This window comes from Hyphomonas sp. GM-8P (genome assembly GCF_003263315.1).
Lineage (GTDB): Bacteria > Pseudomonadota > Alphaproteobacteria > Caulobacterales > Hyphomonadaceae > Hyphomonas.
The window spans coordinates 125,594-137,279 of record NZ_AWFE01000001.1; the positions used below are offsets into that span (position 1 = coordinate 125,594).

10 protein-coding genes are annotated in these 11,686 nt (G+C 60.9%); 1 reads left to right on the forward strand and 9 read right to left on the reverse strand.

The features are described from left to right. Nucleotides 1–34: 34 nt before the first annotated feature. The 6 genes from HY26_RS00655 to HY26_RS00680 form a co-directional block, all read right to left on the reverse strand. Nucleotides 35–400, reverse strand: coding sequence for a PleD family two-component system response regulator (locus HY26_RS00655; RefSeq protein ID WP_034769156.1), 366 nt, complete (start codon nt 398–400; stop codon nt 35–37). An 86-nt stretch (nt 401–486) separates the two neighbouring features. Beyond that, entirely contained in the window at nt 487–1,134 is a 648-nt protein-coding gene (locus tag HY26_RS00660; RefSeq protein WP_034769158.1) for a histidine phosphotransferase family protein, read from the reverse strand. A 102-nt stretch (nt 1,135–1,236) separates the two neighbouring features. Then, nucleotides 1,237–1,476, reverse strand: coding sequence for a hypothetical protein (locus tag HY26_RS00665; protein ID WP_034769160.1), 240 nt, complete (start codon nt 1,474–1,476; stop codon nt 1,237–1,239). Between the two features lie 43 nt (nt 1,477–1,519). Then, on the reverse strand, nt 1,520–1,867 hold the full coding sequence (locus tag HY26_RS00670; protein WP_034769162.1) for a YdbL family protein: 348 nt from the start codon (nt 1,865–1,867) through the stop codon (nt 1,520–1,522). A 19-nt stretch (nt 1,868–1,886) separates the two neighbouring features. Further along, the gene (locus HY26_RS00675) at nt 1,887–2,072 is read right to left on the reverse strand and encodes a YnbE family lipoprotein (RefSeq protein WP_112072738.1); all 186 of its coding nucleotides are present in this window, start codon (nt 2,070–2,072) and stop codon (nt 1,887–1,889) included. 77 nt (nt 2,073–2,149) lie between these two features. Next, nucleotides 2,150–5,503 (reverse strand): YdbH domain-containing protein, encoded by a 3,354-nt coding sequence (locus tag HY26_RS00680; RefSeq protein WP_112072739.1) that lies wholly within the window; start codon nt 5,501–5,503, stop codon nt 2,150–2,152. A 189-nt stretch (nt 5,504–5,692) separates the two neighbouring features. On the opposite strand from HY26_RS00680, the gene HY26_RS00685 reads away from it, so the two are divergent. Beyond that, complete coding sequence (locus HY26_RS00685) at nt 5,693–7,066, forward strand: M23 family metallopeptidase (RefSeq protein ID WP_112072740.1); 1,374 nt, start codon at nt 5,693–5,695, stop codon at nt 7,064–7,066. 73 nt (nt 7,067–7,139) lie between these two features. On the opposite strand, the gene clpB is transcribed toward HY26_RS00685, so the two are convergent. The 3 genes from clpB to prmC all read right to left on the reverse strand — a co-directional run bounded on the left by clpB (nt 7,140) and on the right by prmC (nt 11,673). Then, complete coding sequence (gene clpB / locus HY26_RS00690; RefSeq protein WP_112072741.1) at nt 7,140–9,755, reverse strand: ATP-dependent chaperone ClpB; 2,616 nt, start codon at nt 9,753–9,755, stop codon at nt 7,140–7,142. 195 nt (nt 9,756–9,950) lie between these two features. Next, a complete protein-coding gene (locus tag HY26_RS00695) occupies nt 9,951–10,622 on the reverse strand; it encodes a DUF4167 domain-containing protein (protein ID WP_112072742.1) in 672 nt (223 codons plus the stop codon). Between the two features lie 196 nt (nt 10,623–10,818). After that, a complete protein-coding gene (prmC, locus tag HY26_RS00700) occupies nt 10,819–11,673 on the reverse strand; it encodes a peptide chain release factor N(5)-glutamine methyltransferase (protein ID WP_158531379.1) in 855 nt (284 codons plus the stop codon). Nucleotides 11,674–11,686: the final 13 nt, after the last annotated feature.

Consider the following 11,686-nt stretch of genomic DNA (forward strand, 5'->3'; position numbering starts at 1 on the left):
AGTTACCGGTACAGCAAGGATTATTAAGAAATACTTAGATCAGCCCGACTTCGGCGAACTTGCTTTCAAGAATCTCTGCGTCGAACGGCTTCATAATAAACTCATCGGCACCGGATCGTAGCGCCTCGCCGACATGTTCTGCATCATTCTCGATCGAGCAGAACATGACAACCGGCTTTTTACCACCCTCTTCCCGCCGCAGGGCGCGCAGGAAATCGAGGCCGTTCATCACGGGCATGTTCCAGTCCAGCAGGACAGCCTCGGGCATCTGCTTGCGGCAGATATCCAGAGCTTCCGAGCCATTTCCCGCTTCGACCACTTCGAAGCGCAGATCCTTGATGATACGGGCCGCAACTTTCCGCACTACGCGGGAATCGTCGACTATCAGGCACGTTTTCATGAACCTTTTCCCCACTGGAACACCATCTCCGGACGCTCGCCGAAGTGTCTTAACAAAATCTTTCAACGCCCGTCCGGCGAGCAGGCTCAGCCTTCGGCGCGCAGCCCCGCGGCCATGAAGATCACCTGACCGTCGCTCGCCTTGGCGGTAAACTCGCCTTCGAGGCCGTCACAGATCATTTTGGCAAACAGCGGTTGAATGTTTTCGGCCCGCCAGCCTTCAGTCGGATCGGTGCCTTCGATTGCCGCAGTCACTTCTTCCTTGAGGCGGGCGCGATCCCCTTTTGCCGTCAACGTGATCGTCAGGCCGCCCGCTTCGCTGCGGATGCGGACGCTGACCACACCGCCGCGCGGCAGGGATTCTACCGCCAGCATGACGAGGTTCATCATCAGGCGAACGTGAGAAAAGCTCAGATGGTCCGCCTGAAGGTCCCACTCGACGCTCGGCTTGTGGCTGCTGACAAAAGCGTCGGTAATCTTGCGGGCTTCATGAATATCCGCCGCACCGGCATTCAGGCCGATGGACCCGAAGGCATAACGCAGAAACTGGATGCGCGCAGCGGCTTTTTCCGCCCCATCATGCAGAAGCGCCTCTGCCTGGGCTTTCATTTCATGATCGCCCGGCTCGTCCATGAGGTCGAGTGCATTTGTGACCGAGGAAATCGGCGAAACGAGGTCGTGGCAAATGCGCGACGCAATGTACGCAGACAGGCGCGCAGGATCGATCGATGACATGGTCAGCCCTGTAGAAGATAGTGTGACAACGGCGGCAGGATTGGGTGCTCCGCCGTTTGTGTCAATCAAAGCTGCGTGAAGATACCGTCACAGCTGCAGGGGTCACAGGGTTGGGTCGTCCGGCCGGTCGATATCGTCGTGTCCGTGGCGTGCCGAGTAAAATGTCAGGAAAAACAGGCCGCCCGACAAGCCAACGGTGAGCACCGCGCCGATAATATAGGCTGCCCAGCCATGCCCGCTGATCCCGTCGCTGCCACCCATCCAGAAACGTGGCATGACAGCAAGCACCACTGCCAGGACAGCGATGCAGGCGAATATGACGGCGATGGCTTTACGAGACATGACCCTACCCTAGAGCCGAAGCCGGGCCGGGCAAGTCACGATGTCACTTGCGTTTCCAGACGCCGGACTCGTCCATGTAGTACTCGCCGGCATCCAGCTTCTCGATCTGCTTCTCACCGGTCAGGCGGGCGACTTGCGCAGGCGTCGTCCCTGTCTGGGCAGCGACCTCGGCATATTTGGCCGCGCGGCGATTGTTGATCTCATTGACCTTGCGGACAATGGCCGGATCGGCGGCGCCCACGACACCCAGAAGGCCGTCGATGGTTTCACCCACCTGGCCGGCATCTATGGCGGCATCGATCACGGGGTCGCCCGCAAAAGCGGCAGGCGCCACCGCAAAGGATGCGATGGCGAATACGGAGGCGGCAGCGAAAGTGCGAAGGGATGTCATGAAATGTCTCCTCTCTTCGCTAGAACAGATCCGGGTTGTCCGCGATCAGTTCCTCGACTTCCTTGTTGAGGATGATGCGCACTTCCTGGGTGATATTGAGATCGATCTTGATCGGCTTGTCCGACGGTTCGATCTTTATCGTATGCGTGCAGGCAGCCAGGATAGCAAATCCGGCGCCGGCAAGGAGTGTGTTTCGAAGGGTCATGGGCGTGGCGGCCTCCTTGAAGCTTGCGCCACCATGCCATGGCGCGGCTTAACGTCAATCAAGGACATGGTTGTCCCCTATTCATCTTCGGCGATTTTCAGCCCGCGGTCCGTCAGCACTTCCTCAACGACGAAATCGGTCAGCTTCTGCTGGTTGGTGTAGAACTGGCTGGAGCGGAAGAGTTCCGCCAGCGCCGAATCCACAGCGATCTTGAATTCAAAGGGCTGGCCCTTCACAATATGGGCGTTCGACCCATAAGTGATGTCGTTCCGGCTCTTGCCAGCCAGTTTCAGCGTGATCTTCACCCGGTCGGTCACATCCCCGTCCAGCCCGACCTCGAGCACCGTGAAGTCAAAATCCTTCAGCGCCTCGAATGCGAGGCGGACATTGGCGTCGGACTGGGCCGCAGAGTCTGCGGCATCTCCCAGATAGGCAACCCGACCGCCGCTATCGTCCGCAAAAAGCCGCGCATCACGAACCAGGACTTTCGTCCGTTCCACATCGATCGGGAACCGGCCAGACACTGTGCCTTCTGCCTCGATCTTAGGAAGCTTCAGGATACGGACGAGCTCGGCCAGATCGATCGCATCTGCCGTCACTTCGACATGTTGCGCATCTGCACCAAGGGCCCAGTCAAACGGGGCCAGCGCCAGCGTTCCGCCAGCAAAGGGAAAGGCCGCAGAGTCAACCGCAAGGACTTTCCCGCCTGAAAACGCAAACACGATCCGGCCTTCGCGAAGCGGAACGCCGGGGTTCATGCCGCCAACCGTCAGCACCTGGCTCGGATCGGTGGAGAGCGTAAACAGATCCGCAAAGTGAACCTGCCCATTCACATTCTCCACCCGCCCGAGGCGAGTCGTCTGAAATCCGAAGTCCGTGACGGACACATCCGCGGTGCCGGCCAGACGCCCGCCATCTATCTTCACATCGGAAGCGGCTTCCATCTGGCCTGCCGCATCTGTGTAAACGCCGCGCAAACGCTCCGACAGCATGACGGGCTGCAGTCCGCCTTTCTTGAATTCCAACACGCGCGTGGCGACCCGCGCCGTGCCGTCGAGCGTCAGCACATTGATGTCTGCCGTGATGTCGCCGACCGGCACATCATTGGCTTTCAGGCGTAGCGGACCACTGAGCGCCAATTGCCACTCATGCATCTGCGCCGTCAGATCAGAGACGAGCGGCTGATAGACAGGGTCATCGCGGAAGTCCCGGATAAGGACCGATCCACCTGCGAGGTCTCCGGACAAGCCGCCAGAACCGATTTCACCATCGAAACTGATTTCCTTAGCGGTCACCTTTGCCGGGATCAGTGTTCCGCCAAACACCGTATTGCCCAGCGTCGCGGCAAGCGCAGGCACTTTGCCTTTCGCCGTCACAAGGCGGACATGCGGATTTGCCGCATCAATCGACAGTGTACGGTCTCCAATATCCAATGGCAGGGTGAGATCAGGCGAGGAAAGCGACAGGGTGAAGCCTTTACGCACCGACCAATCGATCGCGGCATTCGTCAGGTTGAGCTGACCGGTGACCGATTTTGATTCAAATGGCCAGGACAATTTGCCAAGGGAGGCTGTACCGGATGCATCCCCGTTCCCGGGCTTCATGAACGCGCCTTTGCGCGGACAGAGGTTGAGCTTGTTTGGCTGGAACATCACGCTGCCAAGCTTCACGCCTTGCGTATCAAACCGAAGGCATGGCTCATTCACTGGCTCAACGCGAAGCCCCTCTTCCCGATTGATCACCTGGATTGTGCCGCTCAGCCGAGAGTCGGAGAGCTCAATCCCGAACACGGGTCCGGACAGCGACACCCAACCGCCTGCATTTACGCTCAGATCATCTGGCTTCGAGCTGACTCTTAGTGATGAGAGATCCATACCAAACCGTGTTCCGTTCACGGACCAGGGGGACATATCCACAGAACGCGCATCGATGAGCAAGCCGCTGCTTCCAAATGCCAGTGAGTTGAGGTCTGCAGACACTCGTGGCGCACCGCCGCCTTTCAGGGACAGCTCGCCGCCAATGGAGGCCGTTCCGCCATTCAGGCTGAACCAGGGCTTGTCCGTCCGCTGTGACGACACGGACAAAGCCAGACCGCTCGCCGCCTTGAGCGACGCAGTGTCCTGCGCATCCAGCGTCAGATTCCCTTCGCGCACTGTCACACCGACCTGCGCCTGAGCATCGAAATCAGACAGCGCCTGGCTGAAGGCCGCTCTCAGACTGTCACCATGCGCCGTCAGGGGAGACGGCAGTTTCACGCGGCTGAGCGGGCCCTCTGCAAATGTTTCGGTCAGGGCAGCATCTGTGGCGGCGATCTGGCCAAAGAAGCGGACACCCTCCGCTTCCGTCCAGGCAACTTGGCCTGCCGCGGACAGGTCACCCGCCTTGCCTTGCGGTATCGAGACATCCTTCAGGGAAAAATCCGTTGGCCCAGCAATCGTGCCGTCCGTTTTGCGCATTGAGGCTTCGACACGGGCCTTGCCCGCGGAATAGCCACGCCACCCCGATTTACCGGATTCCAGTTGAATGTCTGCCTCGGTCAATGCGTCGATCAGCGCCTCTCGCGTCGCATCGGCCACCCGGTCCAGTTGCGCATGACCACTGGTCTCGAGGCCGGAGAGCGCAAAGTCGGCGCCAGAGGCTTCCGTTATCCGCCCCTCCCAGACCAGCCGCGCGGGCGCCTCTTCATCGAGACCTGACTCTATGGTCGCTACCAGCTGGGCGTCGATCAGGCTCAGATCGTCAGTGCGCATTTCTTCGAGGGTGAGGTTCACGCGGCCTTCCAGCTGGCCATTCCGCGCAACAAGATCCGCAACACCGCCAGACCAGCGAAGGTATCCCTGCGGTTCGTCCAGATGGGCCGGGTCCATAACGATGGAGGCTGTGGCATCCTTCGGAAACAGACCGTTCGCCGAGACACTGGCGCCGACCTCACCGGCGCTCGTCCGGATCAGGATGCGACCATCGCGAATGTCGATCGCCGGAAGCGCCCCACCGCCGCTACTGCCACCAGACGGCACCAGCCGCTCAAGCCCGTAAAAGCCGATTTGTCCGTCAGCGAGCGCCCCGTGCACAACGGGCGCTTCCAGCTCAACGCCAGCAACACGCGGCGTGAATAGCCCAGGCCAATCCAGCCGGACGCGAGCCCAAGGCGCTTCGAAAGCCGTCTGGCCCTGCCCTTTTACAGCAAGATCACTGATCGCAGCGCCATCGAGCCCCAGCTCGTCAAACCGGGCCGTACAGGCGAGGTTCCGTCCGGCGCACCAGTCGGCCAGCACCTGACGGGCAATGCTTTTCCGCATCGCCCAGCCAGCAATCAGGCCGAGCAGTACCAGCAGCACAGCCCCTGCCAGCACACGACGTGCCCAGCGCGCACGCGCCGATGGCGCCTTGCGGCCTGTTTTGCTAAAATCTCCGTCATCTGCCTGCGTCACTGACTCATCCGGCTTGCGTCCGGCTCGCTGTGGAATTTAGAATCTTGCCTGAAAGGGGAATTCCTTTCCGGCCTTGTTTCAAAAGCCTTAATAGGCAAAGGCGATAACAATTTGGCGAATAAACGTCCGTCTGCATGGGATTTGCAGGCAGGAGGCCAGGGTGGCGAACAAAATGGAGGGGCTTGCAGCATGCAAGACACTCAACAGACGACCGAACCCCAGGCGCCAGCGCGCTCGACTCTTTCGCATGGCGTGAAGAGCCTTGTTGCGCTGCTGGTACTGGGAACAGGCTCGGCCCTTGCGGGTCTGCTGATCGCCGGACCGAACGGCCAGAACGGGCCGGGCGCCGCAGAAGCAGCCCCCGCCCCACCGCCGCTGGCGACGACCCTGCTGACCGCCACAGATATTGAGCCACCCGCAACGCCGCTGCAGACGGCGACCGGCACGCTGGCCCGCCGCGAGACGCTGACCGGCCTCGTCCAACGTCTCGGCGCCCCCGCAAACGAAGCGGCCAGTGCCCTTCAGACCCTTTACGACCAGGACCTGATCGATCCGCGGCGACTTCTGCCCGGTCTTGAAGCCGAAGTATTCCTGGATGACGGGCATCTCAGTGCCCTCAACGTGAAGGCCGAGGCTGGGCGGAACCTGTTCATCAAACGCGGCGCGGACGGCGGCTGGACCGCCGCGGCCCTGAATGCGCGTCTGATTCCGCAATATCACCGCGTCGGCGCCCCGATCGAAACCTCGATCTATGAAACGGCATTGAACCTCGGCGCGGGGGACCAGCAAGTCGTCGACTTCGCCTCCGTCTTCGCCTACGACGTTGACTTCCAACGCGAAATTCACCCAGGCGACTCCTTCGAAATGGTGTACGAAACGTACACCGATGAGGCCGGGCACCCGGTAAAGACCGGCAACCTGATCTACGCCGCCCTTAACGGCCAGGCCCTGACGCGCAGCTTCTACCGCTTCGCGCCCTCAGACGATGGCGAGACCGATTACTTCGATTTCAATGGTGAAAGCGCTACGAAATTCCTGATGAAGACGCCGATCAACGGCGCGCGGCTTTCCTCTTCCTTCGGGAACCGCGTCCATCCGATTTCCGGCTATACCCGCCTGCACAAGGGCACGGACTTCGCCGCGCCGACCGGCACACCGGTTTATGCGGCCGGTAACGGCACGGTCGAATGGGCCGCCCGCCGCGGCGGCTATGGCAATTACATCATCGTTCGCCACGCCAATGGCTACAAAACAGCTTATGCCCACCTGTCGCGCTATGCCCGCGGCCTGCGCAAAGGGCGCCGTGTGCGTCAGGGCGAAATCATTGGTTATGTCGGATCAACAGGCGCCTCCACAGGACCCCACCTGCACTATGAGGTGTACATCAATGGCAAGCCGGTAAACGCGATGAAGCTGAAACTGCCCACCGGCCGCAAACTGGCCGAGACGCCGCTCATGATGGATGAATTCCTGAAAACCCGTGACGAGATCGATGCGATCCGCGCCGAAGAGGGCGGGTCCCTGCTCAGCGTTTCGCTGCCAATGAACCCACCCTCCCCCTGAGGCACAGCAAACCCGCAGAAAAAAGAAAACGGCGCAGGTTTTCCTGCGCCGTTTCCGTTTGATGTGACGTTGCTTAGTTCAGAACAGCTGCGCCCTTGGCGAAGTCGTTCGGGACGCCGTTGATGGAGAGCTGATCGCCTTCCACGCCGATCTTGATGGTTTCGCCATCATGAATCCGGCCTTCCAGAAGCAGCCGGGCCAGCGGGTCCTGAAGCTCCTTCTGGATCACGCGCTTCAACGGACGAGCGCCATAGACCGGGTCATAACCGCGGGCGGCCAGCCAGTTGCGGGCGTCGAGGCTGAGCTCCAGCTTCATCTTTCGGTCCTTCAGCAGGCCTTCGAGGCGCTCCATCTGGATGTCGACGATGTGGTCGATCTCGCCGCGGCCCAGCCGTTTGAAGAAGACGATCTCGTCGATCCGGTTGATGAACTCCGGACGGAAGTGCGCCCGGATGGCCCCCATCACCGCATCTTTCGCACTCTCGGAGATATCGCCTTCCTCACCTGAGGCCAGCGCATCGGCGCCGAGGTTCGACGTCATGATGATGATCGTGTTCTTGAAGTCCACGGTCCGGCCCTGGCCATCTGTCAGGCGGCCATCGTCCAGCACCTGAAGCAGCGTGTTGAACAGATCCGGGTGGGCCTTCTCGACCTCGTCGAACAGCACGACCTGATAAGGACGCCGGCGGACCGCTTCGGTCAGCACGCCGCCTTCATCATATCCGACATAGCCGGGAGGCGCGCCGATCAGGCGGGCCACGGAGTGCTTCTCCGAGAACTCCGACATGTCGAGCCGCAAGATGGCCGTGTCGTCGTCAAACATGAATTCGGCGAGCGCCTTGGTCAGCTCCGTCTTACCGACACCGGTCGGACCGACGAACAGGAACGAGCCGATCGGACGGTTCGGGTCCTGCAGGCCGGCACGCGCGCGGCGCACGGCGTTGGATACAGCTTCAAGGGCCGGGTCCTGGCCAACGACCCGCTTGCGCAGGGCGTCCTCCATCTTCAGCAGCTTCTCGCGCTCGCCTTCCATCATCTTGTCGACGGGAATGCCCGTCCACTTCGAGACGACCGCCGCGATGTCTTCAGGTTTCACAACTTCGGAGACGACACCGCCGCCGCCATCTTCGCTGCTCTCGGTTTCCCGGATCAGTTTTTCCAGCTGCGGAATGGTCGCGAACTTCAGCTCGGATGCCTTGGCGAGATCACCCTGGCGCTGGGCTTCGGCCATTTCGGCATAGGCCCGGTCCAGCTGCTCCTTCGCAGTAGCAGCGCCTTTCAGCTTGTTCTTCTCGGCGCTCCAGGCCGTCGTCAGCTCATCGGAATGGGCCTGCAATTCTGCAATCTCTTCCTCAAGCGTGTTGAGACGCTCTTTGGAGGCAGCATCCTTCTCTTTCTTCAGCGCTTCGGCTTCGATCTTCAGCTGCAGCAGGCGGCGGTCGATCTCGTCCAGTTCTTCCGGCTTGGAGTCCACCTGCATGCGCAGGCGTGAGGCCGCTTCGTCCATCAGGTCGATGGCCTTGTCCGGCAGGAAGCGGTCCGTGATGTAGCGGTTCGACAGCGTGGCCGCCGAAACGATCGCCGCATCCGATACGCGTACGCCATGGTGGGCCTCATACCGGCCCTTCAGGCCACGGAGGATCGAGATCGTGTCTTCCACGGTCGGCTCGTCCACGAACACGGCCATGAAGCGGCGGGCAAGTGCCGGGTCGCCTTCGACATATTTCCGGTATTCATCCAGCGTCGTGGCACCAACACAGTGGAGCTCACCGCGGGCGAGCGCCGGCTTCAACAGGTTCGAGGCGTCCATCGCCCCGTCGCCCTTCCCGGCCCCGACCAGCGTATGCATCTCGTCGATGAACAGGATGATGCCGCCTTCGGCCTGCTGCACTTCATTCAGCACTGCTTTCAGGCGTTCCTCGAATTCACCGCGAAACTTCGCGCCGGCAATCAGCGCGCCCATATCGAGGGCGAGCAGCTTCTTGTCCTTCAGGCTTTCCGGCACATCCCCATTGACGATACGCAGGGCGAGGCCTTCGGCAATTGCTGTTTTACCCACGCCGGGCTCACCGATCAGGACAGGGTTGTTCTTGGTCCGGCGCGACAGGACCTGGATCGTGCGGCGGATTTCCTCGTCACGGCCGATGACCGGGTCGAGCTTGCCGTCGCGCGCATCCTGGGTCAGGTCACGGGCATATTTCTTGAGGGCTTCATAGCCTTCTTCGGCATTGGCGCTGTCGGCTGTGCGCCCCTGGCGCAGCTGGGCAATCGCCCCTTCCAGCCCTTTTGGTGTCACACCAGCATCCTTCAGAACATTTGCAGCCGGATCACCGGTGAGGCCGGCAATCGCCAGCAAAAGGCGTTCGGTTGTTACGAAGGAATCGCCCGCCTTCTTGGCCCCGGCTTCAGCATCCTGGAACAGTTTCGCCCCAGCCTGCTCAAGGCGCAGGCCGGTGTTCGAGCCGGAAACTTTCGGGATCTTGCCGAGCGCCGTGTCGACGCCTTGAACCACAAGTTCAGGCCGGCCGCCGCTCGCACGGATGAGGTTCACGGCCAACTGGTCGCGATCCTCCAGCATCTCCTTCAGGACATGGGCAGGTGTCAGAACCTGATGGCCAGCCGCCAATGCGGCTGTCTGAGCGCCCTGGATAATGGCCCGGGCCCGCTCGGTATATTGCTCAATATTCATGTATCATCCCCTTTCAAAGGCAGATTTGTTTCGGGATTCCGGCGCCCCGCTTAGCGGCAGTGCCATTGTCCTTCATAGCCAATGTGGGAACAGATTCCGGTGTTGCAACTCCCCTGCGGCGGGAAGGCTCACACAAGAAAAAGCCCGGCCGCCTGAAGCGCACCGGGCTGTTTGTTTGCGACGGAGCCTGTTCGCTCAGTCGGTCGTTTCGGCGGACGTTTCCGCTTCCTCGTCCTTGGCCTTGCGGCGGCCGCGGGAAACCGTCTTCAACACACCATCGGACGGATCGGAATCGTCTGAAGACTCATTTTCCCCGCTCTTGTAGGTCTTGCGACGCGGGCTCTTGCGGCGCGGCTTCTGCTTGTCGTCCTTGTCGTCATCGTCCGAAGACGCGCTGGATTCGTCGGAGGCGGTATCCTCATCAATGACCCGCATGGCGTCATCGCCGCTGTCGTCCTGCTTCGACGGAGCATCACGGCGCTCGACGCTGGCTTCGGTCTTTTCAGACTCGTCCTTTCCGGACTCATTCGAATTGTCATCGCCGTCATTGCGGGGATTGTCACGGCGGTTCTGGTCGCGCTCATCGCGGCTGCCGCCGCGCTGTTGCTGCTGGCGATCCCGCGCTTCCTGCTGCTTGGCAACGATGCGCTGGTAATGTTCGGCAAACTGATAATAGGCTTCCGAGAGAATGCGGTCACCGCTGGTCTGGGCATCGCGCGCATACTGCTGGTACTTTTCAAGCACCTGCTGGGCAGACCCGCGGATTTTCACGTCCGGTCCGACAGATTCGAAGTGCCGGTTCGGATTGTTGAAATTGTTCTGGTTGTTACCGCCTGACCGGCGGTTGCGCCCGCGTGAGCGTTTCATGAAGTCAGTCCCATGTTCATGCGCCTGCTAGTCTGTGCAGGCATTCCGTCGCGCTGGCCCTTTGTTCAGCTGGCCACAGCCCCATTTTTTGCGCGAAGCCTGTGATCGAAGAGGGAAACCAACGGAACCCGCTCATCTCGTTTCACACGATTCTTCTATCCTGTAATGCCTTGGCCGCCAAGCGAAAATGTAAGTATCACTTTTCAGGTTTCCGGCCCCATACGGCACGATCATTTCCGCCAAGGTCTTTTGAGACCCCGATTTCGGTAAATTCTGCCAACTCGAGCAATCCGGACACCGCTTCTTTCTGGTCGTGGCCAATCTCGAAAACCAGCCACGCACCGGGTTTCAGATAGTCCCTGGCGAGTTCGATTATCTCCCGATAGGCGAACAGCCCGTCCTCGCCACCGTCCAGCGCGGAAACCGGATCATGCGCACGGACTTCCGGCGCAAGACCGGCAATCTCGCTGCTGGCGATGTAGGGAGGGTTGGAAATGACCAGGTCCGCCGTCTGCCAATCCCGCCAGTCTGCCCAGCTTCCTTCGAAAACGGTCGAACGGTCCTGAAGCTTCAGCCGGGTGAGGTTTTCACGCGCCAGGCTCGCCGCCTGCGGACTCGCCTCAACGCCGACACCCCGGACGCGCGGACGGTTGGCGAGGATGGCCGCCAGAAGGCAGCCCGTTCCCGTACCAAGGTCTGCGACAATCATCGCCTCCCCTTCCGGGATCCGGCGCAGGGCGGCCTCCACCACCACTTCACTGTCCGGTCGCGGGATCAGCGCGCGCCCATCGCAAAGGAATTCGAGACCATAGAACTCGGTCGAACCGAGAATGTGTTGGAGCGGTTGCCGTGTCTGCCGCTTACGGAGCATTTCGCCGAAACGGCTTGCAACCTCGTGAGGCACCGCGTCCGTTTCGGCAGAGATCAGCCCCGTGCGGGATAGGCCGGACGCAGCCATAAGCATCCGGCGCACCTCATGGCCGGCTTCTTCGATGCCGGCTTCGCGCAGGCGGTTTACGCCGTCGCGGAGAAGCTCCTGATAGATCTGCACGCCGGATACCTCC

What these genes read in the sequence shown, in the direction of transcription:
- HY26_RS00675 (WP_112072738.1), bottom strand. Translation starts at nt 2,072, where the DNA reads ATGACCCTTCGAAACACACTCCTTGCCGGCGCCGGATTTGCTATCCTG.
- HY26_RS00670 (WP_034769162.1), bottom strand. Translation starts at nt 1,867, where the DNA reads ATGACATCCCTTCGCACTTTCGCTGCCGCCTCCGTATTCGCCATCGCA.
- HY26_RS00695 (WP_112072742.1), bottom strand. Translation starts at nt 10,622, where the DNA reads ATGAAACGCTCACGCGGGCGCAACCGCCGGTCAGGCGGTAACAACCAG.
- HY26_RS00655 (WP_034769156.1), bottom strand. Translation starts at nt 400, where the DNA reads ATGAAAACGTGCCTGATAGTCGACGATTCCCGCGTAGTGCGGAAAGTT.
- HY26_RS00660 (WP_034769158.1), bottom strand. Translation starts at nt 1,134, where the DNA reads ATGTCATCGATCGATCCTGCGCGCCTGTCTGCGTACATTGCGTCGCGC.
- HY26_RS00685 (WP_112072740.1), top strand. Translation starts at nt 5,693, where the DNA reads ATGCAAGACACTCAACAGACGACCGAACCCCAGGCGCCAGCGCGCTCG.
- HY26_RS00665 (WP_034769160.1), bottom strand. Translation starts at nt 1,476, where the DNA reads ATGTCTCGTAAAGCCATCGCCGTCATATTCGCCTGCATCGCTGTCCTG.
- clpB (WP_112072741.1), bottom strand. Translation starts at nt 9,755, where the DNA reads ATGAATATTGAGCAATATACCGAGCGGGCCCGGGCCATTATCCAGGGC.